Annotated in this window: 24 protein-coding genes, 2 tRNA genes and 1 other RNA gene; 10 read left to right on the top strand and 17 right to left on the bottom strand. The window is 71.2% G+C overall.

Annotated elements, in window-relative coordinates; translation table 11 throughout:
- The first annotated feature begins 5 nt into the window (after window positions 1-5).
- Window positions 6-1553 (top strand): GMC oxidoreductase, encoded by a 1548-nt coding sequence (locus AB0A74_RS12675; RefSeq protein WP_358248931.1) that lies wholly within the window; start codon window positions 6-8, stop codon window positions 1551-1553.
- Here AB0A74_RS12675 and AB0A74_RS12670 read toward each other — a convergent pair.
- Window positions 1550-1936, bottom strand: coding sequence for a RidA family protein (locus tag AB0A74_RS12670; protein ID WP_358248930.1), 387 nt, complete (start codon window positions 1934-1936; stop codon window positions 1550-1552). The two genes, AB0A74_RS12675 and AB0A74_RS12670, sit on opposite strands and share 4 nt — an antisense overlap.
- A gap of 130 nt (window positions 1937-2066) precedes the next feature.
- Window positions 2067-2441, bottom strand: a transfer-messenger RNA (tmRNA) gene (gene ssrA, locus AB0A74_RS12665).
- A 167-nt stretch (window positions 2442-2608) separates the two neighbouring features.
- On the opposite strand from ssrA, the gene AB0A74_RS12660 reads away from it, so the two are divergent.
- The gene (locus AB0A74_RS12660; protein WP_358248929.1) at window positions 2609-3856 is read left to right on the top strand and encodes a sensor domain-containing protein; all 1248 of its coding nucleotides are present in this window, start codon (window positions 2609-2611) and stop codon (window positions 3854-3856) included.
- Window positions 3844-4491: a response regulator transcription factor gene (locus AB0A74_RS12655; protein ID WP_358248928.1), complete on the top strand. Its 648-nt coding sequence runs from the start codon at window positions 3844-3846 to the stop codon at window positions 4489-4491. The genes AB0A74_RS12660 and AB0A74_RS12655 overlap by 13 nt, the downstream gene beginning before the upstream one ends.
- A 66-nt stretch (window positions 4492-4557) precedes the next feature.
- On the opposite strand, the gene AB0A74_RS12650 is transcribed toward AB0A74_RS12655, so the two are convergent.
- The 6 genes from AB0A74_RS12650 to AB0A74_RS12625 form a co-directional block, all read right to left on the bottom strand.
- Window positions 4558-5397, bottom strand: a complete 840-nt coding sequence (locus AB0A74_RS12650; protein ID WP_358248927.1) for an amidohydrolase family protein — start codon at window positions 5395-5397, stop codon at window positions 4558-4560.
- Complete coding sequence (gene smpB, locus AB0A74_RS12645) at window positions 5394-5870, bottom strand: SsrA-binding protein SmpB (RefSeq protein WP_337724102.1); 477 nt, start codon at window positions 5868-5870, stop codon at window positions 5394-5396. The genes AB0A74_RS12650 and smpB overlap by 4 nt, the downstream gene beginning before the upstream one ends.
- Window positions 5871-5900: 30 nt before the next feature.
- The gene (gene ftsX, locus AB0A74_RS12640) at window positions 5901-6800 is read right to left on the bottom strand and encodes a permease-like cell division protein FtsX (RefSeq protein WP_358248926.1); all 900 of its coding nucleotides are present in this window, start codon (window positions 6798-6800) and stop codon (window positions 5901-5903) included.
- Between the two features lie 36 nt (window positions 6801-6836).
- Window positions 6837-7526 (bottom strand): cell division ATP-binding protein FtsE, encoded by a 690-nt coding sequence (gene ftsE / locus AB0A74_RS12635; RefSeq protein ID WP_121222658.1) that lies wholly within the window; start codon window positions 7524-7526, stop codon window positions 6837-6839.
- A 277-nt stretch (window positions 7527-7803) separates the two neighbouring features.
- Window positions 7804-8907 (bottom strand): peptide chain release factor 2, encoded by a 1104-nt coding sequence (gene prfB, locus AB0A74_RS12630; RefSeq protein ID WP_358248925.1) that lies wholly within the window; start codon window positions 8905-8907, stop codon window positions 7804-7806.
- Between the two features lie 73 nt (window positions 8908-8980).
- Entirely contained in the window at window positions 8981-9481 is a 501-nt protein-coding gene (locus AB0A74_RS12625; protein ID WP_309116518.1) for a helix-turn-helix transcriptional regulator, read from the bottom strand.
- A gap of 380 nt (window positions 9482-9861) precedes the next feature.
- On the opposite strand from AB0A74_RS12625, the gene AB0A74_RS12620 reads away from it, so the two are divergent.
- Complete coding sequence (locus tag AB0A74_RS12620) at window positions 9862-10056, top strand: hypothetical protein (RefSeq protein WP_121222664.1); 195 nt, start codon at window positions 9862-9864, stop codon at window positions 10054-10056.
- Between the two features lie 60 nt (window positions 10057-10116).
- On the opposite strand, the gene AB0A74_RS12615 is transcribed toward AB0A74_RS12620, so the two are convergent.
- The 3 genes from AB0A74_RS12615 to AB0A74_RS12605 all read right to left on the bottom strand — a co-directional run bounded on the left by AB0A74_RS12615 (window position 10117) and on the right by AB0A74_RS12605 (window position 13460).
- A tRNA-Met gene (locus AB0A74_RS12615) sits at window positions 10117-10190 on the bottom strand.
- Between the two features lie 128 nt (window positions 10191-10318).
- Window positions 10319-10395 (bottom strand) — tRNA-Met (locus AB0A74_RS12610).
- Window positions 10396-10475: 80 nt separating this feature from the next.
- The gene (locus tag AB0A74_RS12605) at window positions 10476-13460 is read right to left on the bottom strand and encodes a UPF0182 family protein (RefSeq protein WP_358248924.1); all 2985 of its coding nucleotides are present in this window, start codon (window positions 13458-13460) and stop codon (window positions 10476-10478) included.
- A 106-nt stretch (window positions 13461-13566) separates the two neighbouring features.
- On the opposite strand from AB0A74_RS12605, the gene AB0A74_RS12600 reads away from it, so the two are divergent.
- On the top strand, window positions 13567-14109 hold the full coding sequence (locus AB0A74_RS12600) for a PPA1309 family protein (RefSeq protein WP_358248923.1): 543 nt from the start codon (window positions 13567-13569) through the stop codon (window positions 14107-14109).
- A gap of 1 nt (window position 14110) precedes the next feature.
- On the opposite strand, the gene AB0A74_RS12595 is transcribed toward AB0A74_RS12600, so the two are convergent.
- The gene (locus tag AB0A74_RS12595; RefSeq protein ID WP_358248922.1) at window positions 14111-15196 is read right to left on the bottom strand and encodes a PDZ domain-containing protein; all 1086 of its coding nucleotides are present in this window, start codon (window positions 15194-15196) and stop codon (window positions 14111-14113) included.
- An 82-nt stretch (window positions 15197-15278) separates the two neighbouring features.
- Here AB0A74_RS12595 and AB0A74_RS12590 point away from each other — a divergent pair, with 82 nt between their 5' ends.
- Window positions 15279-16652 (top strand): zinc-dependent metalloprotease, encoded by a 1374-nt coding sequence (locus AB0A74_RS12590; protein WP_358248921.1) that lies wholly within the window; start codon window positions 15279-15281, stop codon window positions 16650-16652.
- 66 nt (window positions 16653-16718) lie between these two features.
- On the opposite strand, the gene AB0A74_RS12585 is transcribed toward AB0A74_RS12590, so the two are convergent.
- Window positions 16719-17246, bottom strand: coding sequence for a M48 family metallopeptidase (locus AB0A74_RS12585; RefSeq protein ID WP_343937997.1), 528 nt, complete (start codon window positions 17244-17246; stop codon window positions 16719-16721).
- 203 nt (window positions 17247-17449) lie between these two features.
- Here AB0A74_RS12585 and AB0A74_RS12580 point away from each other — a divergent pair, with 203 nt between their 5' ends.
- The 4 genes from AB0A74_RS12580 (at window position 17450) to AB0A74_RS12565 (ending at window position 21005) form a co-directional block, all read left to right on the top strand.
- A complete protein-coding gene (locus AB0A74_RS12580; protein ID WP_015098458.1) occupies window positions 17450-17605 on the top strand; it encodes a DUF5679 domain-containing protein in 156 nt (51 codons plus the stop codon).
- 125 nt (window positions 17606-17730) lie between these two features.
- Complete coding sequence (locus tag AB0A74_RS12575) at window positions 17731-18741, top strand: thiamine biosynthesis protein ThiF (RefSeq protein ID WP_358248920.1); 1011 nt, start codon at window positions 17731-17733, stop codon at window positions 18739-18741.
- Window positions 18742-18825: 84 nt separating this feature from the next.
- Window positions 18826-20136 (top strand): AarF/UbiB family protein, encoded by a 1311-nt coding sequence (locus AB0A74_RS12570; RefSeq protein WP_358248919.1) that lies wholly within the window; start codon window positions 18826-18828, stop codon window positions 20134-20136.
- 308 nt (window positions 20137-20444) lie between these two features.
- A complete protein-coding gene (locus AB0A74_RS12565) occupies window positions 20445-21005 on the top strand; it encodes a hypothetical protein (RefSeq protein ID WP_358248918.1) in 561 nt (186 codons plus the stop codon).
- A 19-nt stretch (window positions 21006-21024) separates the two neighbouring features.
- Here the strand turns inward: AB0A74_RS12565 and AB0A74_RS12560 are convergent, their stop codons facing one another.
- From AB0A74_RS12560 to AB0A74_RS12545, 4 genes are all read right to left on the bottom strand, one after another.
- Window positions 21025-21213: a hypothetical protein gene (locus tag AB0A74_RS12560; protein WP_358248917.1), complete on the bottom strand. Its 189-nt coding sequence runs from the start codon at window positions 21211-21213 to the stop codon at window positions 21025-21027.
- Window positions 21210-22103 (bottom strand): class I SAM-dependent methyltransferase, encoded by an 894-nt coding sequence (locus tag AB0A74_RS12555; RefSeq protein WP_358248916.1) that lies wholly within the window; start codon window positions 22101-22103, stop codon window positions 21210-21212. Before AB0A74_RS12555 ends, AB0A74_RS12560 begins: the two co-directional genes overlap by 4 nt.
- A 225-nt stretch (window positions 22104-22328) precedes the next feature.
- Complete coding sequence (locus AB0A74_RS12550; RefSeq protein WP_358248915.1) at window positions 22329-22553, bottom strand: hypothetical protein; 225 nt, start codon at window positions 22551-22553, stop codon at window positions 22329-22331.
- The gene (locus tag AB0A74_RS12545; protein ID WP_358248914.1) at window positions 22550-22948 is read right to left on the bottom strand and encodes a WhiB family transcriptional regulator; all 399 of its coding nucleotides are present in this window, start codon (window positions 22946-22948) and stop codon (window positions 22550-22552) included. Before AB0A74_RS12545 ends, AB0A74_RS12550 begins: the two co-directional genes overlap by 4 nt.
- Between the last annotated feature and the right edge of the window lie 163 nt (window positions 22949-23111).

The raw sequence follows: 23111 nt of genomic DNA, 5'->3' as shown, positions 1-23111 counted from the left end.
GTGACATGATGATCACCCGCCGTGCCCTCCTGGGCGCCTCCGCCCTCACCCTGCTCGGCCCGAAGGCCCACGCCACCACCTCGCACGCGCCCGCCGTCGTCGTCGGCAGCGGGTACGGCGCGTCGGTCGCCGCGCTGCGCCTGGGCCAGGCCGGGATCCGGACGCTGGTGCTGGAGATGGGGCAGCGGTGGGACGCGCCGGGCCCCGACGGCAAGGTCTTCTGCGGGATGCTCAATCCCGACCACCGCTCGATGTGGTTCAAGGACCGCACCGAGGCCCCGGTCAACGGCATCCTCTTCCTGGACCTCGCCAACCGGCCGGTCCGACGGCACGCGGGCGTCCTCGACCGGGTGAACTTCGCGGGCATGGGGGTGTACGTCGGCCGGGGTGTCGGCGGCGGGTCCCTGGTCAACGGCGGCATGGCCGTCACCCCGGACCGCGAGTACTTCGCGCGGCGGTTCCCCACCGTGGACGTGACCGAGATGTACGACCGGTTCTTCCCGCTGGCCAACAAGATGCTGCGGGTCAACCACATCCCCGGCCACTTCTTCGAGGCGAGCGAGTACTACCGGTTCTCCCGCCTGTCCCGGACGCACGCCGCCCGCGCCGGCTTCGACACCGCGTTCGTGCCCAACGTCTACTCGTTCGACCACATGGCGCGCGAGGAGCGGGGCGAGGCGCCGAAGTCCGCGCTGGGCACCGAGGTCATCTACGGCAACAACCACGGCAAGTTCACCCTCGACCAGGGCTACCTCGCCGACGCCGTCGCCACCGGCAACGTCACCATCGCCCCGCTGCACCAGGTGACCCGCATCGCGCGCGAGGGCGGCGGTTACGCGTTGTCGGTCCGCGAGATCGACGCCGATGGCCGGACGGTGGCCGAGAAGCACGTGACGTGCGACCGGCTGTTCCTCGGCGCGGGCAGCCTGGGCACCACGGAACTGCTCCTGCGCGCCCGGGACACCGGCGACCTGCCGGACCTGCCCGCCGAGGTCGGCGAGGGCTGGGGCCCCAACGGCAACGTCATGGTGGCCCGCAACAACCACCTGTGGGACCCGACGGGGTTCCTCCAGTCCGCGATCCCGACGCTGGCGATCACCGACCCGTCCCGCGAGGTGTTCGCCGAGATCGCGCCGGTGCCGGCCGGGATCGAGACGTACGTGAGCCTGTACCTGGCCATCAACCGCAACGAGGAGCGCGGGCGGTTCGTCTACGACCCGGCGACCGACCGGGCGGTGCTGCGCTGGCGGGGCTCCGCCGCCGCCACGGCCGCCGCCGGGACGTTCGACCGGATCAACGACGCCAACGGCACCGGGTACCGCTACGACGTCTTCGGCGGCGGCCGGGCCTTCGCGGACGACTTCTGCTACCACCCGCTGGGCGGCGTGGTCCTCGGCCGGGCGACCGACGACCACGGCCGGGTGAAGGGCTACCGGAACCTGTACGTCACCGATGGAGCCCTGGTGCCCGGCTCCATCGGCGTCAACCCGTTCGTCACCATCACGGCCCTGGCCGAGCGCAACCTGGCGACGATCCTGCGCGAGGACCGCTAGGCCGCGGCCACCACCTCGATCTCCACCAGCCAGTCGGGCGTCAGCGTCCGCACGACGATCGCCGTGGTCGGGATGACCCGCCCGTTCAGCGCCGCCACCCGCGCCGCGGCGTTGGCCTCGGCGTGGGCGGGGTCGGTGAGGTAGCTGGTGAGCCGGACGATGTCGTCCACCGTCATGTCGGCGGCCTTGAGGATGGCCCGGATGTTGTCCCAGACGAGCACGAGCTGCTCGTCCAGGGACTTCCCGGGTGCTCCGGCGGGGTCGAGCCCCATCGTGCCGGACACGAACAACAGCCGCCCGGCTCCCCGCACCTCGATCGCGTGCGCGTAGTCCCCGGACGGCGGGTAAGCGCCGTCAACCTGCGTGTACGTCACCGTTTCCACGTCGCAGACACCTACACGTCCAGGTGTGGCGCGCACCACCGGTTTTGCGGCGTCGCCGCGATGGTCACGAGCACGCCCGTGAACACGAAAACGGCGGACGCCCCTGGTCGGGACGTCCGCCGTCTGGTTCCGGTGGAGGTGCCGGGAATCGAACCCGGGTCCTCTGCCGCCTCACCAAGGCTTCTCCGTGCGCAGTCCGCTACGCCTCTGCTCGGCCCCGACGATCACGCGGACAAGTCGTCGTGACGGGCCCAGTCACTGTTTGGTGTCCCTACCGCTCCCCGTGACCGGGAACGGAGGTGAAGCCCCCTAGCTGATGCCGGCGACCGGAGCGGAGGCACCTCCGGGCCGACAGCGTCGCTCCTAGCCTCAGGCGGCGAGGGCGAACGCGCGCTGGTCGTTAGACTCGGCGCTTATTGGTTTGCGATGACGCTTGCGGTGGTCTCTCGCCTGCACCGGCACGCTTCCCTTGGATCAACGCACAAAGTCGAAACCGTTCACCCCCTGGTCGTCACGTCGTCGCTCATCATAACGCGCGGGACCGACGGGTTCATTCCAATACCCTGGGTAGGGCTGTCCCCACCTCCCGAACGCCGGCCGACCTGATGGTCCGCGCCACACGCACGGGTGATGCTGGTCGGGCACATCAGGGGCGTGAAGGTGGGGAACACAATGACGGAGCGGGCCAACCCCGACATCGCACGGATCAGCGGGTACTTCCTGCTCAACCTGGTCACGGGGATCTTCTGGTTCTGCCTGCTGGTGCCGCTGCTGGCGGTGAGCGTCGGCACGATGGTGATCTGGGTCGGGTTCCCGCTGCTCGTGCTGACGCTCGTGCTGGCGCGCGCCGGGGCGACCGCCGAACGGGCGTGGCTGCGGGTCGCGCTGGGGGTGGACATCCCCCAGCCCTACCGCCCGCTGCCCGACGGCAACGCCTACCAGCGGGGCAAGGCGCTGGTCACCGACCCGGCGACCTGGCGCGACTTCGCCTACTGGCTGGTCATGCTGCCGCTGGGCGTCATCGAGTTCGCGCTGGTCGTGGCGCTGTGGCCGACGGTGCTCAGCGCCGTGTTCTTCCCGGTCTACTACGACTTCCTGCCGGCGACCTTCGAGGTCACCATCGGCGACTCGGTGTGGCTGCTCGACTCCCTGCCCGAGGCGGTCGTGGTCACCGTGCTGGGCATCGGGCTCGCGATCGTGCTGATGCCGCTGGTCAAGGGGCTGGGCCGGGCGCACGCGGCGCTGGCGGGCGGGCTGCTCGGGCCGTCGCGGACGGCGTTGCTGGAGGCCAAGGCGGACCACCTGTCGGCCAGCCGGGCGCGCGGCGTCGAGGCGGCCGAGGCGGAGCGGCGGCGCATCGAGCGCGACCTGCACGACGGCGCGCAGCAACGGCTGGTGGCGGTCGCGATGGGGCTGGGCCGGGCGCGCAACAAGATGGAGTCCGACCCGCGGGCGGCGGCGGAGCTGATCGCCGAGGCGCACGCCGACGCCAAGCTCGCCATCTCCGAGCTGCGCGACCTGGCCCGCGGCATCTACCCGTCGGTGCTCGGCGACCGCGGCCTGGACGCCGCCCTGTCGTCGCTGGCCGCGAAGTGCCCGATCCCGGTCGAGGTGTCGGTGGACGTCGATCCGCGCCCGCCGACGGCGGTGGAGAGCACGGCGTACTTCACCGTCGCCGAAGCGCTGACCAACATCGCCAAGCACTCCGGCGCCACCCAGGCCCGCGTGCGGGTCACCCGCACCGACAACTCCGTGGTGGTGGAGATCACCGACAACGGCCACGGCGGCGCGGAGGTGCGTCCCGGCGGAGGACTGGCGGGCCTGGCGGATCGAGCTGCGACCATTGACGGCGTGGTCGTGGTGGTCAGCCCCGTCGGGGGGCCGACCGTGATACGGACGGAGCTGCCGTGCGCGTGGTGATCGCCGAGGACTCGGTGCTGCTCAGGTCGGGCGTGGAGCGCCTGCTGGCGGACGAGGGCATCGAGACCGTGGCGGCGGTGGAGGACGGCGAGGCCCTGCTGGCCGCCGTCGAGCGGCACCGGCCGGACCTGGCGCTGGTCGACGTGCGGATGCCGCCGACGTTCACCGACGAGGGCCTGCGGGCCGCGATCGAGGCGCGCAAGCGGGTGCCGAACCTGCCGGTGCTCGTGCTGTCGCAGTACGTGGAGGAGCGCTACGCGGTCGAACTGCTGGCCGGCGGCGCGAACGGCGTCGGGTACCTGCTCAAGGAGCGGGTGTCCGACGTCGCGGAGTTCGTGGCGGCGGTGCGCCGGGTCGCCGAGGGCGGCACCAGCATCGACCACGAGGTCATCACCCAGCTCATGGTCCGCAGCCGCCGCAAGCCGGTGGACTCGCTGACCCAGCGCGAACGGGAGGTCCTGGGCCTGATGGCGCAGGGCCTGTCGAACACGGCCATCGCCAAGTCGCTCGTGGTGTCCGACGGCGCGGTGGAGAAGCACGTGGGCAACATCTTCGCCAAGCTCGGCCTGGAGCCCAGCACGTCCGAGCACCGGCGCGTGCGCGCGGTCCTGGCCTACCTGGACATCACCGGCTAGAGGTCGCGCCCGCACCGGCGGCCGTTCGACGCCCAGCCGCGTGCTGCACCGTCCGCAGGCGCACGGTCAGAGCTTGAGCAAGCGGGCCGGGTTGTCGTGCAGCACGGCCCGCAGGAAGGGCTCGCCGAGCCGGTCGTCGGCCGCCGCCCACGACTCGATCGCCGCCAACTGCACCCCGTACTCGTAGGGGATGTTCGGGAAGTCCGAGCCCAGCACCACCCGCTCGGACACGTCGACCAGCCGCGACGCCCAGTCCCGCGGCAGCGCCGCCCGCGCCTGGGTGAACGGCACGCCCACCATCGTGGTGTCCAGGTGCACGCCCGCGTACCGGTGCACGAGGTCCAGCGCGTCCAGGTAGTCCGGCATCCCCGCGTGCGCCAAGACCGCCACCAGCGCCGGGTGTCGCTTGAGGACCTCTTCGAACACGTCCAACCCGGTGTGCGAACCGGGGATCGGCCCGTGTCCACAGTGCACCACCACGGGGACACCGGCCTCGGCCAGCAGGCCCCAGGCCCCGTCCAACTGCGGGTCGCGCGGGTCGTACGAGCCGACCTGCACGTGCGCCTTCACGATCCGCGCCCCGCGGTCCACGGCCCGCCCCAGGTACCGCTCGACGCCCGGCTCGGGGAACAGCGTCGCGGTGGGCACCGCCTCCGGCACCGAAGCGCCGAAGTCCAGCGCCCACTCCGTCAGCCACTCCGCCATGCCGGGCTTGTGCGCGTACACCAACGGGGCGAACCCGACCACGCCGAACGACCGCAGGGCGTCCAGGCGCTCCGGTTCGGGCAACCGGTAGTGGATCGGCCACGACACGCCGTAGTGCTCGGACGCCGCGTCGAAGAACGCCCAGACCTTGTCCAGCACGCGCTCGGGCATGAAGTGCACGTGCACGTCGACCAGGTTCAATAGCGGCCCTTCAGGGCACGGCCGTGCGCCTTCTGGATCTCCCGCTGCGCGTCCCGCTTGGCCAGGTCCTGCCGCTTGTCGTAGGCCTTCTTGCCGCGCGCGAGCGCGATCTCGACCTTGACGTACCCGTCCTTGAAGTACATCTGGAGCGGGATGAGCGACAGGCCGCTCTCCTTGGTCTTGCCGATCAGCCGCTCGATCTCCTTGCGGTGCAGCAGGAGCTTGCGCTTGCGGCGGACCTCGTGGTTGGTCCAGGTGCCGGCCACGTACTCCGGGATGTGCAGCGCGTGCAGCCAGATCTCGCCGTCGTCGACCTGCGCGAAGGCGTCCACCAGGGACGCCCGGCCCATGCGCAGGCTCTTCACCTCGGTGCCGACGAGCACGACACCGGCTTCGTAGGTGTCGAGGATGGTGTAGTCGTGCCGAGCCTTGCGGTTCGACGCGATCACCTTCTGACCGCGTTCCTTGACCATGCCGAAGACCTTACGTGACCACGCCAGGCATTAAATGCGCACGTACAACCGCAGGGTGACGTAACCCGTCAGCGCCGAGATGAGCACGGCGACGCCGAGCAGGATGGGCGACACCACCACCACGTCCAACATGCCCATGGACGGCAGGATCTGCGAGTCCATCAGGTTGCCGGACACCCTGGTCGCGCCGAACGCCAGCCCCAACAGCAGCCCGATGCCCACCACGGCGCCGATGACACCCGCCACCACCGCCTCGATGAGGAACGGCAGCTGCGTGTACCACCGCGTCGCGCCCACCAGGCGCATGATGCCGACCTCGGTGCGTCTGGTGAACGCCGACACCTGGATGGTGTTGGAGATCAGCAACAGCGCCGCGACGGTCTGGATGAGCGCGAACCCGAGCACGATGTTGCGCCCGCCGTTGAACAGGTCGATCAGCCGGCCCAGGAACTCGCCCTGGTCGTTGACCGCCTTCACGCCCGCCTTGCCGCTGAACGCCTGCACGATCACGTCCGCGCGCTCCGGGTCCTCCAGCTTGACCCGGAACGTGGCGGGGATCGCCTCCGGCCGGGCCAGCTTCACCAGCTCCGGCTGCGCCTCGAAGATCTGCTTGAACCGCTCGTAGCCCTTCTCGCGGTTCTCGTAGACCACCGTCTCCACCCCGGACGTGGTCTCCAACGCGCTGCGCAGGCCCGCGCACGGCTGTTGCGCGCAGTCCTTGTCGCTCGCGCTGACGTCGTTGGTGAGCAGGACCGACACTTCGAGCTTGCTCTGGTAGTTGTCCTGCACCTTGTCGACCATGCGGACGATGAGCAGGCCGACGCCGAGCATGAAGAGCGAGATCGCGGTCGTCAGGATCATCGCGATGGTCATCGTGACGTTCCGGCGCAGACCGGTGACGACCTCGCTGAAGACGAAGCTGGTACGCATCGGGGGGTTACGGTCCTCGCTGGTCGGGGGTAGGGGTTAGCGGCCCACGCCGTAAACACCCCGCGCGTCGTCGCGGATGATGCGGCCGTGGTCCAGCTCGACCACGCGGCGGCGCATGGAGTCGACGATGGAGTGGTCGTGGGTGGCCATCAGCACCGTCGTGCCGGTGCGGTTGATCCGCTCCAGCAGCAGCATGATGTCCTGGCTCGTGTCCGGGTCCAGGTTGCCGGTGGGCTCGTCGGCCAGCAGCACCAGCGGCCGGTTGACGAACGCCCGCGCGATCGCGACCCGTTGCTGCTCGCCGCCGGACAGCTCGTGCGGCATGCGGTCGGCCTTGCCGTCCAGGCCGACCAGCTGGAGCACCTCGGGCACCACCTTGACGATGGTGTTGCGCGGCTTGCCGATGACCTCCAGCGCGAACGCGACGTTCTCCGCCACGGTCTTGTTGGTCAGCAGCCGGAAGTCCTGGAACACGCAGCCGATGGACTGGCGCAGGCGGGGGACCCTGCGCCGGGACATCTTGGCCACGTCGAAGTTCGACACGTACACGCGGCCCTTGCTCGGCACTTCCTCGCGGAGCAGCAGGCGCAGGAACGTGGATTTGCCGGACCCCGAAGGCCCGATCAGGAACACGAACTCACCCTTGTCGACCTCGACGGAGACGTTGTCGAGCGCGGGGCGCGTGGAGGTCTTGTAGACCTTGGACACGTGTTCGAGGCGAATCACGACGGGGGAGTCTACCCGTGGCCTGGGTAAAGCCTCCGTCTCGCCCGTCTTAGCGGCTCCGCGGGGGCGGCTTGACCGATCACGAACCGATCACGAACGGGTCAACCACGGCGTTTCACGACAGCCCGACGCGACGGCCCGGCTGCGGTGTCGGCCCGGCTGCGGTGTCGGCCCGGCTGCGGCGGCGGCCCGGCTGCCGTGTGGGGCCGGCTGCCGTGTGGGGCCGGCTGCCGTGTGGGGCCGGTCGGCGGTGCGGGCCGACCGGCCCTCGGGCGGCCTAGGCGCTCTGGCGCTGCTTGCGCCAGCGGATGCCGGCCTCCAGGAAGTCGTCGATCTCGCCGTCGAGCACGGCCGAGGGGTTGCCCACCTCGTGCTCGGTGCGCAGGTCCTTGACCATCTGGTACGGGTGCAGCACGTAGGAGCGCATCTGGTTGCCCCAGCTGGACCCGGTGTCCTTGAGGGCGTCCATCTTGGCCTGCTCCTCCTGCCGCTGCCGCTCCAGCAGCTTGGCCTGCAGGACGGCCATCGCGGTGGCCTTGTTCTGCAACTGGCTGCGCTCGTTCTGGCAGGACACGACGATGCCGGTCGGGATGTGCGTGATGCGCACCGCCGAGTCGGTCGTGTTCACGCCCTGGCCGCCGGGGCCGGACGAGCGGTAGACGTCCACCCGCAGGTCCTTCTCGTCGATGTCGACGTGGTCGGACTGCTCGACCACGGGCACCACCTCGACGCCCGCGAACGACGTCTGCCGGCGGCCCTGGTTGTCGAACGGCGAGATGCGCACGAGCCGGTGCGTGCCCTGCTCGACGCTGAGCGTGCCGTAGGCGTAGGGCGCGGTGACGCGGAAGGTGGCGGACTTGATGCCCGCCTCCTCGGCGTAGGAGGTGTCGAACACGTCGACGGCGTAGCCGTGGCGCTCCGCCCAGCGCGAGTACATGCGCAGGAGCATCTCGGCGAAGTCCGCCGCGTCCACGCCGCCCGCCTCGGCACGGATCGTGACCAGGGCGTTGCGCTCGTCGTACTCGCCGGACAGCAGGGTCCGGACCTCCAGGGACGAGATCTCCTCGCGCAGCTTGGCGCGCTCGGCGTCGGCCTCGGCGAGGCTGCCCGCGTCGCCCTCGTCCTCGGCGAGCTCGTAGAGCACGCCGAGGTCGTCGAGGCGGTCCCGCAGGCCGGTGACGCGGCGCAGTTCACCCTGCTTGTGGGAGAGCTGGCTGGTGACGCGCTGCGCCTTCTCCTGGTCGTCCCACAGGTCGGGGCGGGCCGCCTGCTCCTCCAGCTCCGCGACCTGGGCGCGCAGCGAGTCGAGGTCCATCACCGCCTCGATGCTCGCGAGCGTGGCGGAGAGGTCCTTGATGTCTGCTTCGACGTCCGGGTTCACGGCAGAAGATTACGCCAGGACCGGTCGCGGAGTGCGACCGGTCGGCGCGCTTCGGCCCACCGGACCCGCCGGTTCAGCCGGTCGGGATGGCGTCGAGCAGCTTGAGGACGGCCTTGGCGTGGGCGAGGCCGAACTCGGCGACCGCCTTCGCGTAGGCGTCCTCGGCGGTCTTCACCGCCGTCTTGGCGGCCTCCTGGGCGGCGCCGTAGCTCGCGCGGGCCGCGTCGACCAGCGCCTGGCGCTGCTTGGCCGTGAGCGAGCCCGCGTGCACCAGCCGCAGGATGAGCGGGCTGCGCAGGTGGTCCGGGCCGGGTTCGGAGAGCAGCCAGTTCTTGAAGGCCTTCTTGCCCGCTGCGGTCAGCACGTACTGCTGACTGGAGCGCGGGCCCTGCTTGCCGAGGCGCAGGAGACCGGCGTCGGCAAGTGCGGGCAGCTCGCGGTAGACCTGGCTCCGGGTGACGCTGAAGAAGGCGCCGAAGCGCTCTCCGGCCTCAGCCACGAGCTGGCCACCGGTCTTGGGTCCGTCGTGCAGCAGCCCGAGCAGGGCGGCGGCAGTCGCGTTCAGGTCCGACACGACGTCAACGGTGCCACTTTCGAGTGCGGCTGTCCACAATGGTCAGCCGTTCTGTCCACTGTGGCTGATCACGGGCTAGTGGTGTTGGGCCATGCGGAGCAACGAGAAGCTTCGGTGCGTGACGACGACCTGATCAAGCGCCACGCTTTCGGCCGCTTGACCGCCGGTGTCCAGCCCGCGTGGAAAATGGTTGCCGCGCAAGGGAAACCGCACTTTTGCGTTCACCCGAACGGCAACTCAAACATCACTGGGCGCTCTGTTGGTCTTGGTTCGGGGCGTCACCCTTAGCACGACCCGGTGATGTCGCGCTCCTGGTCTGGCGGATACGTCCAGTGCTGGGATCATCACTCCACGTAGGCGTTAGTTCCTGGGAGGTACCGGTGGGCATCAAGTGGATGGAAGCCAAGGTCGTCAAGAGCGCCCGCGCCTGGGCCAGCGGATCGATCCCGGAACAGGCGGGCAAGGACGAGTGCATGGTCTGCGGCAAGCAGATCCGGCGGCACCGGACGGTGAGCGGCGAGGGTCGCGTCTGCTCGCTGGTGTGCGCGCAGTACTGGGCGGAGAACATGACCTGAGCCCAGGGGAAGCGAAAGGCCCCCTCTCCGGTTTCGCCGGAGAGGGGGCCTTCGTTTTAGTAGCGGGGACAGGATTTGAACCTGCGACCTCTGGGTTATGAGCCCAGCGAGCTACCGAGCTGCTCCACCCCGCGTTGGGTAAAACCCACTCTACACCACCGCGCGAACCCCTTTTCACGGGGGGTCGTTTCCCGCCGCGCGGCACCCCTGACCACGCAAAAGGCCCCCTCCTCGGCTTTCGCCGGAGAGGGGGCCTTCGCTTTGGTAGCGGGGACAGGATTTGAACCTGCGACCTCTGGGTTATGAGCCCAGCGAGCTACCGAGCTGCTCCACCCCGCGTCGGTAATACGAACTCTACGCGGGATTAACCGAGGATGCAAATCGGGTGGCCCGGACGTGTCCCAGGCCACCCGATCCGCTCAGCCGGTCGGCGTCGGCGAGGGCTGGACGGACGACGGCGGCGGCTGGTTGGCGGCGGCGCTGGCCGCCTCGAACCGCTTGGTCGCCTCGTCCAGGGCCTTGTACGCGTTGCCCAGGGCGGCGAAGTCGCCGTTGCTCTGCGCGGTCTTGATGGCCGCCAGGGCGCTCTGGATGTCGCGCACCGCCTGCTGCAGCTCCGACGACTGCCCGTTGCCGTTGGTGGGCGGCGTGGTGGTCGTCGGCGGCGTGGTGCCCGGCGGCTGGGTGCCCGGCTGGTCGGGCAGGTTCGCCGAGGCGCCCGTGAGCACCTTCTCCAGCGCCTCCTTCAGCGTGGAGGCGTAGCCGACCTTGTCGCCGAAGCTCACCAGGACCTTGAACAACTGCGGGAACTGGGTGTTCTGGCTGGCCCGTTCGATGTAGATGGGCTCCACGTAGAGCAGGCCGCCGCCGACCGGGAGGGTCAGCAGGTTGCCGTAGACCACCTTGGTCTGGCGCTGGGTGAGCAGGTTCAGCTCGCCCGACACCTCGCCGGAGGTGAGGAACTGGGTCTGGATCTGCTGCGGACCCTTGGCCTCGTTGTTGAGCGTGAGCACGCTCATCTTCCCGTAGTTGTCCGGGTCGGACCGCACGCTGACGTAGGACGCCATGAACTCGCGGTTCTGCCGGACCAGGGCGCTGGTGAGCTGGAAGCTCACCTTGTTCGGGTCACCGGTCGGGTCGCCCGCCAGGACGTAGAACGGCGGCTGCTGGTCGCGCTGCTGCTGGCTGCCCTGTTGCTGCTGCTCGACCGTCGTGGCGTTGTCCACGGTCGGGTCGGACGGCACGCCCCAGAACGACACGCCCGAGTAGAAGTCGCGCGGCGCGTCGACGTGGTAGCGGGCCAGCGTGTCGCGCTGCACCTTGAACAGGTCCTCGGGGTAGCGCAGGTGCTCGCGCAGCGACGGGGACATCTCGCTGCCCGGCTTCACCGTGCCCGGGAAGACGCCCATCCACGCCTTGAGCACCGGGTCCTTGTCGTCCATCTGGTACAGGGTCACCGTGCCGTCGTAGGCGTCCACGGTGGCCTTGACCGAGTTGCGGATGTAGCTGACCTGCTTGTTCGGCTGCTGGATGCTGCCGGGCAGCGAGTCGTTCGTGGCCGCCGCCAGGGACGTGCGGCGCGCGTACGGGTAGTTCTCCAGCGTGGTGTAGCCGTCGACGATCCACGTGATGCGGCCGTCCACGACCGCCGGGTACGGGTCGGCGTCCACGGTCAGCCACGGCGCCACGGCCTCGACGCGGTCGCGCGGGTGGCGGTTGAAGATGATGCGCGAGTCCTCGCCGATGGCCGAGTTGAACAGGATGTTGCGCTCGCCGTAGGCGGCGGCGAAGACCAGCTTGTTGAAGATGCCGCCGATCCGGACGCCCCCCTTGCCGTCGTAGGTGTAGGAGGCGCGGTCGGTGTCGTACTCGCCCGGCGAACCCTCGCCGCGGCCACCGACGATGGCGTAGTCGGCCGCGCTGCCCAGCTCACCGAAGTACGTGCGCGGCTGCTGCACGCCGAACGGGCCCGGCTTGACCTTGCCCTCCGGGTCCACCTCGGCCACCTCGAACACCGGGTAACCGCCGTTGCCGCCCTGGTCGGCCGGCGAGTTGATCTTGCTGGCCTCGGCGAACACCATGCCGTTGCCGTGCGTGTAGATCAGGTGCTGGTTGATCCAGTCGCGCTGGCCCTCCGGGATGCCGGAGGTCTGCAGCTCGCGCACGGCCACGATGTAGTCCTGGAGCTGGCCGTCCACTTTGTACCGGTCGACGTCGAGCTTCTCCGGGAACGCGTAGAACGGGCGCAGCTGCTGGAACTGGGTGAAGGTCTTGGAGATCACGGCCGGGTCGAGCAGGCGGATGTTGCCCAGCGTCGCCTGGTCGTTCTTCAGCTCGTCCAGCGAGACGTTCTGCTTGCCCTCGTAGGGCTTGGTCTCCACCTTGTCGTCGGTGAGCCCGAACGCTTCCTTGGTCGCCGAGATGTTGCGGCTGATCGATTCGGCTTCCTTCTCGATGGCGTTGGGCCGCACCGAGAACTGCTCCAGCACCGCGGGCCACGCCGCGCCGACCAGGATGCTCGACAGGACCAGCAGCACCGTCGCGATCGCCGGGAGCTGGAGGTTGCGCAGGATGGCGCCGGCGAAGAACGCCAGGGCGCAGAACACCGCGATGCAGAGCAGGATCAGCTTGGCCGGCAGCACCGCGTTCAGGTCGGTGTAGGTGGCGCCGATGAACTTGTCGTTGCGGTCGCTGAACAGCAGTTGGTACCGGTCGAAGAAGTACGCCACCGCCTTGAGCAACACGAACACACCCGCCACGATGGACAGGTGGGTGCGCGCCGGCCCGGAGAGCTGGCCGCCGCGGCCCGCGAGCCGGATGCCGCCGAACAGGTAGTGCGCCACCACCGCGCCCACGAACGACACCGCGGTCGCGATGAACAGCCACGACAGCAGCCAGGAGTAGAAGGGCAGCTCGAAGGCGTAGAAGCTGATGTCGTGCTTGAACTCGGCGTCCTCCGCGCCGAACGGCACCGAGTTGAGGAACAGCTGGAAGTGCTGCCAGTCGCCCTGCGCCGAGGTGCCCGCGATCAGGCCCACCAACAGCGGCAGGCCGATGGCGAACAGCCGCATCCGCCGGGTCACGACCGCGCGGTAGCGGGCCACCGGGTCGTCGGGCCCGGACACCGGCACGAACACCGGCCGGGTGCGGTAGGCGAGGATGAGGTTGAGCGCGACGAGCCCGCCGACCAGCGCCCCGACCGCGAAGAACAACCCGAAGCGGGTCGCCAGCACGGTTCCGTAGACGCTGCGGAAGCCGACCTCGCCGAACCACAGCCAGTTGACGTAGGTGCCGAGCAACCTGGAGCCGGTGATCAGACCGACCAGGACCACCGCACCGACGATGAGCAGAATCCGGCTTCGACGGGACAGCCTGGGCAGTCCGACCGGGGGCCGAGTGGCCACTGGGCACGCTCCTGGATCGCGGTAATGGCTTTCGTACGTTCTGTCCAACTGTACGGAGGCCGCCGAGGGTTCCCCGTTCGGTCGGTCGATTCGGGTGGATGGGACCATGGCGGGCGTGCCAGCCAGTGAGAAGCCGACCGTCGCGCTGCCCGCCGTGGCCCGAGAGGTCGAACAGTTCGTGTCCGCCGCCGGGTGGAACCAGCCGCCGCAGCTGTTCGCGCTGGTCCCGACCACCGACCTGCTCGCGCAGCAGCCGGAGCTGGCCGGTCAGCTCGACCCGCTGTCCGCGCCGCTGACCCCGATCGCGCAGGACGCGCTGCCGTCCGACCAGCTCGACCAGGCGCTGGCCGGCATCGTGTGGCCGGAGGTCGTGCACGGTTGCGCGCTGGCCCAGGAGATCGTCGTCCTGCCGCCGGAGGCCGAGGAGGCCCTGTCGGAGGAGGAGCTGGACGACGAGGCGGCGCGGCGGTTCGCGGCCGAGCACCCCCAGCGGCGGGAGGCGCGCCTGGTGGCGGCCGTGCTGCGGGACGGGTCGGCGGCGTGCGTGCTGCGGCTGCGCGGCAGCGTGGAGGTCCCCGAGGAGGTCGTGGAGCACCCGGAGCTGGCGCCGAACCTCACCCACGCCCTGCTGGAGACGCTGAAGCCGTGAGCTAGCAGGTCGGGAAGTCGCGGCCGGCGTTGATCGCCTCCAGCGAGGAGACGGCGTCGGCGAGCTTCTCCACCTTGACCAGCTTCATGCCCTCGGGGGCGTGCTGCTTGGCCTCGTCGCAGTTGCCGGCCGGCACGAGGAAGGTCTTCGCGCCGGCCTCGTGCGCGGCCACCATCTTGAAGTTGATGCCGCCGATGCGGCCGACGTTGCCCTTGTCGTCGATCTCGCCGGTGCCCGCGACGGACTGGCCGCCGTTGAGCTCGCCCGGCGTCAGCTTGTCGACGATGGACAGCGCGAAGAGCAGGCCCGCGGACGGGCCGCCGACGTCGGACAGGCTGATCTTGATGTCGAAGTCCACGTCCGCGCGGTCCACCGGGAGCACGCCGAGGAACCCGTTCTGCCGGTCGTCCTGCTTGCCCAGGGTCACCCGGGCGGTCTGGCGGGCGGACTCGCGCTGGAAGGTGATGTCCACCTGGTCGCCGGGCTTGGTGCCCTCCAACGCCGTGCGGACGTCCTCGTACTGCGCGACCTCCTTGCCGTTGACCGCGAGCAGGCGGTCGTTGGGCTGGATCACGTTGTCCGCGGCGCTGCCCTTGGTGACCTCGGCGGCGACGACCTTCATCGGGTACTGCAGGTAGCGCAGCGCGGCGACCTCGGCGCTGGTCTGCGAGTCCTGGAAGGCCTTCACGTTCTGGTCGCGGACCTCCTGCTCGGACTCGCCGGGCCGGAAGAACTCCTCGCGCGGCGCGAGCGCGTACCGGCCGCTGACCCACAGGCCCAGCGCGCCGAACAGGGACACGTCGTCGGTGAGCGACACCGTGGTCATGGTGAGCGTGCCGTTGGTCGGGAACGTCTGCTGGCGCTCGATGTGCACCACGTCCGCGCCGTTGACCTGGCTGAGCGTGTCGTAGGTCGGGCCGGGCCCGAGCGCCACGTACGGCACCCGCGCGAACCCGCCGAGCAGGCCGAGGCCGAGCACCACCGCCAGGCTGACCACCAGCGTCCACGTCCGCCGGGTCAGGCCGCGCCGCGCCGGGGCGGGCGGAGGGGTCGGCTGTTCCACGACGGTGTCGGTGCCTTCGCTCACGCCCGACAGGGTACGCACCACCCCCTCACGCCGTGGGCGAACCGGTCCCGCGCACGCCCTGTGTCCCGCGTACCGTGGTGGCATGAGTGACGTGCCCTTCGGGTTCAGCCCGCAGGACCCCGACGACCGCGACCGCAAGCCCCAGGAGCCGGGCGGCAACCCGTTCGACTTCTCGCAGCTCGGCGCGATGCTGAGCCAGCTCGGTGCGATGTTCAGCGGCGCGGGCACGTCGTCCGGTCCGGTCAACTACGACCTCGCGAAGCAGATCGCCCTGCAGCAGTTGGCGGGCAAGGGCGGCATGGGGTTCGCCCCGGACCAGAGCGGCGCGGTGGCCGACGCCGTGCACCTGGCGGAGATGTGGCTCGACCCGGTCACGGCGCTGCCCGCGGGCACCACCAAGGCCGAGGGCTGGACCGCCCGCGACTGGGTGGAGCGCACGCTGCCGACGTGGCAGCGGCTGTGCGACCCGGTGGCGCGGCGGATGTCCGGCGCGTGGGTCGAGGCCATGCCCGCGGAGGCCAAGGAGGCCGCCGGCCCGTTGCTGTCGATGCTGGGGCAGATGGGCGGCATGGCGTTCGGGTCGCAGCTGGGCGGCGCGCTGGCGCAGCTGGGGTCCGAGGTGCTGACCTCCACCGAGGTGGGCCTGCCGCTGGGTCCGGAGGGGACCGCGGCGCTGCTGCCCGCGAACATCGAGAAGTTCACCGAGGGCCTGGAGCGGCCGGCCAGCGAGGTGCTGGTGTTCCTGGCCGCGCGCGAGGCCGCCCACCAGCGGCTGTTCAGCCACGTGCCGTGGCTGCGGCAGCGGTTGCTGGACACGGTGGAGGAGTTCGCGCGGGGCATCACCGTGGACACCTCGGCGCTGGAGCAGCTCGCGGGCCAGGTGGACCCGGCGAACCCGGCCTCGATCGAGGAGGCCATGAAGTCCGGCGTGCTGGAACCGCAGACCACGCCCGAGCAGAAGGCCGCGCTGACCCGCCTGGAGACGCTGCTCGCGCTGGTCGAGGGCTGGGTGGACGTCGTGGTGGCCGAGGCGGTCACCGAGCGGCTGCCGGGCGCGGAGGCGCTGCGGGAGACGCTGCGGCGGCGGCGCGCCTCGGGCGGTCCGGCGGAGCAGACGTTCGCCACGCTGGTCGGGCTGGAGCTGCGGCCCCGGCGGCACCGGTCGGCGGCGGCGCTGTGGAAGCTGCTCGGCGACCAGCAGGGGATCGAGCAGCGGGACAGCGTGTGGGAGCACCCCGACCTGGTGCCCACCGCCGAGGACCTGGACGACCCGATGGAGTTCGTGGAGCGGTTCGGCCAGACCCGCAAGGCCCTCGAAGACCCGATCGCGGAGCTGGAGCGCACCCTGCGCGACTCCTCCGCCGACTCCCCGGGCTCCGAGTCCCCGGACGCCGACTCCCCGGACTCGGACGGCCCCGGGTCCGACGGTCCTGAGGCCGGCAAGCGCGAGGACTGACCTCCCCCGATCGTGTGAAGAACGCCGACCCACCCCTCCGGGGCGGGTCGGCGTTCGCGCTCCGGCTCAGTCCTCCTCGGTGATGCCCAGGCCCGCGGCGGCCGAGAGCCCCTCCAGGTAGCCGATCGCCCGCTCGGACTTCGGGTAGCGGTGGACCAGGTCCCAGAAGTCCTTCCCGTGCCCCGGCACGCGCAGGTGCGCCAGTTCGTGGACCAGGACGTAGTCCAGCACCCACGCGGGCACGTCGCGCAGCCGCTCGCTGATCCGGATCGTGCCCTCGCTCGGTGTGCAGGACGCCCACCTGGTGCGCATCGGCGGCACCCACCGCACGCTGCTCGGCTGCACCCCGTCCAGGTAGCGGTCGGCCAGCTCCTCGCAGCGCGCGAGCAGGGCCGCGTCGGACGTGCGCGTGGGCGAACGCCGGCGGGTCTCGCTGCGCTGGAGGCGGCTGAGCATCTCCGCCACCCAGTGCTTCTCCTCGCTCTTGCTCATGCGCGCCGGCAGCAGGACGACGACGGTGTCCCCCTCGCGGTACGCGCTCACCATCCGACGGCGCCGAGCGCTGCGCCGTACCTCCACCTGCGGTTCGGGCATGGGCATCACGGTAAGGCCCGACACCGACAATCCGCGGCGGCCAAGCGGCGGTCTGTGGATGGTCGGCGGAACAGATTCGCCCGAACGACGGCTGGACACGCGGGAGGCGGCGTGCAGCGGCGACGCGTCCGCACAGGTAGCGTGCTGCGCAGCCCCCGAGTGTGGCGCAGATCGCTCCGCACTCACGAAGCGAGGAGGAAGCCGTGGCCGAGACCTACAACGGCTACTGCGTCAAGTGCCGTGAGAAGCGTGACTTCACGGGCGAGGTGCACGAGAGCAACAACCGCAGGATGGCCAAGGGCAAGTGCCCCGTCTGCGGGACCACGGTGACCCGGATCCTGGGCAAGGCGAAGGTCTGACCGCGTGGTGGCCGGGCCACGCGCCCGGCCACCCGTCAAGGCCGCCCACGCCGGCTGTGGACAGCCCCCGAACCTGTGGACAACCGATTCGCCGCAGGTCACGGGGTCGCGGCAAGCTGCCGGCCGTGACGCCACCCCACCGCCCCCGGGTCCTGCCCGGCCTGCCCGTGCTGCGCCGCCGCCACGACGCCGTGCAGCTGGGCATCGACGACCGCCACGCCGTCCTGGTCGAGGACCTGACGGCGCAGATGGCGGCGGCCCTGCTCGGCCTCTCCGGCCGGGACACCCACGCCGAGCTGTGCGACCGGTTGCCCGCCGACCAGGTGGAGGACTGGGTGCGGTTGCTGCGCGCCCTGGTCGCGACCGGCCTGGTCGAGGAGACCGTGCCCGTGCCGCACCCGCGCCTGGCCGCCGAGGCCACCGCGTGGGCGTTGCGCACCGGCCGCCCCGCGCCCGGACTCGCCGCCGCGCGGGCCGCCAAGTCCGTCTTCGTGCCCGGCCAGGCCCGCCTGACCAGCGCGGTCGCCGGCCTGCTCGCCGCCGCGGGCGTCGGCCACGTCCGGGTCGGCACGCAGGGGCGCGTCGGCCCGGAGGACACCGGCGCCGGGTACACCGAGGACGACGTCGGCCGGTACCGCTCCGACGCCGTCCTGGACGTCCTGCAACGCGCTTGCGGCACGGTCCGGACCGGTCCGCGGACGAAAGCACCCGATCTGGTGGTGCTCGCCGACGCCCCGGTCCCCCGCCCCGAACTGCCGCACGGCCTGCTCCTGGCGGGCACGCCGCACCTGGCGGTCCGGGTCCGGGAGGGGCTGGGCGTGGTCGGGCCGCTGGTGGTGCCGGGTCGCAGCAGCTGCCTGCGGTGCGCCGACCTGCACCGGACCGACGCCGACCGGGACTGGCCGGTGCTCGCCGCCCAGCTGGTCGACCGGCCGCAGCACGGCGACCTGGCCACCGTCACCGCGACGGCCGGTCTCGCGGCGGCCCAGGCGCTGCTCGCGCTGGACCACGGGACGACCGCGCGCACCCGTCCGCCCACGTGGGACGCCACGCTGGAGGTGAACGCGTTCGCCGGGCTCGTGGAGCACCGGATCGCGCCGGTGCACCCACGCTGTGAGTGCCGCTCGCTTGTGTGAGTCGGTCCTCAGCGTGCGCTGTGTAGGTTCTGATGTGGACAAGGTCGTTCGTTCCGTTCGTCGGGGCGGGGGGAGAATCTTCGGGTGAGCGAGATCCCGCGCAAGGCCGTGCAGCGCACCGCGAAGCTGGCCAGCCTGCCCATCGGGGTGGCCGGCCGGGTCGTGGGCGGCTGGGGCAAACGGCTGGCAGGCCGCAGTTCCGAGGAGGTCAACGCCGAGGTGTCGGCGAAGACCGCGGAACAGGTCTTCGCGGTGTTGGGGCAGCTCAAGGGCGGTGCCATGAAGTTCGGGCAGGCCTTGAGCGTGTTCGAGGCCGCGGTGCCGGACGAGCTGGCCGAGCCGTACCGGGAGGCGCTGACCAAGCTGCAGACCGCCGCCCCGCCGATGCCCGCGCGCACCACGCACCGGGTGCTGGCCGAGCAGCTCGGGTCGGGGTGGGCGAAGCGGTTCGCGTCGTTCGACGACGAGCCGGCGGCGTCCGCGTCGATCGGCCAGGTGCACCGCGCGGTGTGGCACGACGGCCGCGACGTGGCGGTGAAGGTGCAGTACCCGGGCGCCGACGAGGCGTTGCAGGCGGACCTGAAGCAGTTGCTGCGGTTCTCCCGGCTGTTGCAGGCGATCATGCCGGGCGCCGAGGTGAAACCGCTGCTGGAGGAGTTGCGGGACCGGTACCTGGAGGAGCTGGACTACCGGACCGAGGCGGCGAGCCAGCGCGTGTTCGCCAAGGCCTTCGAGGGCGACGACCACGTGCTGGTGCCCAAGGTCGTCGCCAGTTCGCCCAAGGTGATGGTCACCGAGTGGACCGACGGCGTGCCGCTGTCGAAGATCATTCGATCGGGTGAGCGCGAGGAACGCGACCTGGCCGGGCGGCTGCTGTCGGAGTTCCACTTCTCCGCACCGAGCCGCTCGGGCCTGCTCCACGCCGACCCGCACCCCGGCAACTTCATGCTCGGCGCGGACGGCCGCCTGCGCGTCCTGGACTTCGGCGCCGTGGCCCGCCTCCCCGACGGCCTGCCCAAGACCCTGGGCCTGATGACCAGGCTCGCCCTGGACGGCCGCTCGAAGGACCTGCTGGACCTGCTCAAGTCCGAACGCTTCATCCGCCCGGGCACCGAACTGCGGGAGGAGGACGTCCTGAACTACCTGGGCCCCTTCGTGGAGCCGCTGCGCACGGAGACCTTCCACTTCACCCGGAAGTGGCTGCAGAAGCAGGCCGAACGCGTGGGCGACCTCCGCAGCCCCGACTCCCAGACGGGCCGCTCCCTGAACCTGCCGCCGCAGTACCTCCTGATCCACCGCGTGACCCTGGGCGCGACCGGCATCCTCTGCCAACTCGACGCCCACGTCCCCGCGCGCGAGATCGTGGAACGCTGGCAACCCGGCTTCGCCGACTGACACCTCCCACCACGCCTCCGGCGGCCGGCCACGCTTCCCAGCGCCGGCCGCACCTCGGCCACCCCGGCCCACGCTCGCGGGCCACCCCGGCCCGCACCCTCGGCCGCCGCCCGGCCACCCCACTTCCGGCCGCACGCACCTTCCGCCACGCCGCCCGGCCACCCCACTTCCGGCCGCACCCTCCGCCACCCCGCCCCAGCCATCCCACTTCGGCCGTCCAGGCGGGCGAGTTGTCCACAGGCCCGAAGTTGTCCACAGTTCCCGATCCCGTCCTGGCGGCGATCGTCTCCCCGGCCGATGCTCGACCCATGGACGTGATCAAGACCTCGGACCTGAAGGCCGCGGGCATGCCCCGCTACAAGATCGACCTGCGCTGCCGTCCCGGCGGCCCGTGGCAGCGCGTCATGCCCGGCGTGCTGCTGCTCGGCGCGGCACCGCCCACCCGGGCCGAGCGGGTCCGGGCGGCGCTCGCCTACGCCGGCCCGGAGGCGGTCCTGACCGGTGTGGACGCCCTCCACGCCCAAGGCTTCCCCGAACTCCCCCTGCCACCGCGCGTGCACGTGCTCCAACCGGCCGGCCGCCGAAGATCCGGCGACCACCACGTGCTGCTGGAGCGCACCACCCGCCTCCCCAGGCCGGTGGTGAAGGACGGCTTACCCCTGGCACCCCCGGTGCGGGCCGTCCTCGACGCGGCACGCGCCGAACCGCACCCCGCCCGAACACGCGCCTTGCTGGCGGCCGTGCTCAGGTCGGGCGTCTGCACCACACCAGCACTGCTCGCCGAACTCGACGCCGGCAGCACCCGCGGCACCGCCACCCCCAGGGCGGTCCTCCACGCCCTGTCCCGCCCGTCCACGCCTACCCGATGAGCACCGGAAGGAGTCGCCATCACCAGTAGTCGGCAGGCAGCTTGCCCTCGATGTCGCGGACGTGGTTCCGCGCGCACACGTGGCACAACCACTGGTCGTGCCCGCGGTCCCGCTCGCGGACCCACGCCAGCAGTTCGGCCGGGTTCGTGACGGACTCGCGGGTCCGCCCGCAGCGCGCGCAGGTCCCGTCCCCGGCCGCGGTGCTCACGGCTTGCGACCCAGGTGCACGGTGTTCGCGATGAGCAGGAACACGTCGTCGCGCAGACCGAGGTACGCGGGGTCCCGCGGGTCGAGGAGCTGCTCGACCGCGCGCCGGTCCGCGGGGTGCAGGAAGTCACCGCCGACGTCCGCCAACCACTGGAGCCGCTCGACGGCCCACTCCCGCACCGCCTGCTTGGCGGGGGCCGGGTGGTCGACGAGGTAGCTGAACGCGGTCACGTCGAGCAGGCCGGCCTCGGCCAGCACGGTGTTCCAGCCGACGGTCAGCCGCACCCGGTCGGCCATGGACTCGCGCATGCGCACGAACCACTCGGCCCGCGCGGCGGACAGGCGTTCCGGCAACCCCGGTTCGCCGACGCCGAGGTCCCACGGCAGGAACCGGCCCTCCAGGCCGCCCTCGCCGAGGGCGAGCACGCCTCCGGGCGCGAGCGCGTCCACCAGGTTCGCCACGCCCTGCCGCTGGTCGGGCAGGTGGTGGACGACGCGCGACGCCCACACGAGGTGCGCGGGGTCGGTGAGGTCGGCCGGGCGTTCGACGGCGACGTCGGCCAGCACCGGTCGCACCTTGACCGTGGGCGTGGCGTTGTCGTGCCCGTAGCTCGCGGCGGCGCGGGCGGCGGTCGTCGCGGCGTCGAGCAGTTCCGGCACGGCGTCGACGAGCACCACCGTGCCACCACCGCGCGCGTTCAGGGCTTCGACAAGGGCGACGCTCATGCCACCCGCGCCACTGCCGACGTCGACCACCGTCGGGTCGTCGGGCAACGAGCGGACCAGCCGGCGCGCCACCACGCGCACGGCCTCGGCGTCGAGTTCGTCCGCCCGCCGCAAGGTGGTCAGGCGCGATGCCCAGTCGATTCCGTCATGAGTGTGAGCGGCCACACCCAGACCGTACCTACGACAAGGCCCGCCCTCCCCTCGAAACCGGGGAGGACGGGCCGAGTCGAACGGCATCAGTCACGCAGGAGGCGTTCACCCGCGCCGGCGATCACGTGTCCGGGGTTCGGTGTCGGTCTCGCCGACCGGCACCGAACCCCGCGACGCCGAACCGGCGGCCCCGAACCCGCGGCCCGGAACCACCGGGACCGCTCGGAGCACACCGCTCGCTCAGATCGCGCGGGCCTTCAGCAGGGCCCTGCGCTGGGCCCAGCCGGCCAGTCGCCGCCACCGGCGGGCGACGACGAGGCGGTGGGCCACGCGTTGCCGTTGGGCGAATACCTCGGCGTCATGCATTCGCGATCTGGCCAGGTTTTCTTCGAGCAACATGGGGTTACCTCGCGAGTTCAGTTCGATGATCACTGCTTCGTCTGCGGTGGTGCGGTAGCCGTTCACGCGGCGGCCTCCTGGTCGGTAGCCCCCCGGACGGTGGTGGTTGCGGCGGGCGCCGCGGGCACAACGGGAGCGGCGTCCTTGCGCGGACGGCCACGGGGCCGCTTCCGCGCGATGACGGCACCGCGCTCGAAGATCTCGCCGCCCCAGACCCCCCAGGGCTCGTGCCGGGCGAGCGCGCCCGCCAGGCACTCGGCGATCACCGGGCACGTGGCGCAGAACGCCTTCGCCTGCTCCAGCTCGGCGGGAGCGTCGGCGAACCACAGGTCCGGGTTGTTCGTACGGCACGGAAGGTCGAGGCCGGCGTCCGGCGCGGTGTCGATCAAGTTGGCGACACCGGTGGTGGTCAGGTCCTCAGCGGACAGCGTCCCGGCTATCGGGACGGTCGCGGTCAACATCAGGTGGACTCCTGTCACAGGTCTTGCGATGGGGTTTGTCCTGCTAAAACGGGTCGAACAAACACGAAGGCCGCGGATCCGGTTACGGGTCCGCGGCCTTCGTGGGCTTCAGGTGGCCTGATGCTGGTGGGCTCAGGTCCTTCGCCTGTGCGCGGACGGCGCA

Origin of the sequence: Saccharothrix sp. NPDC042600 (assembly GCF_040647305.1) — a bacterium.
GTDB classification, from domain to species: Bacteria; Actinomycetota; Actinomycetes; order Mycobacteriales; family Pseudonocardiaceae; genus Actinosynnema; species Actinosynnema mutabilis.
Note: the sequence above shows the minus strand (reverse complement) of the source record. Positions and strands in the feature narration are given on the sequence as shown.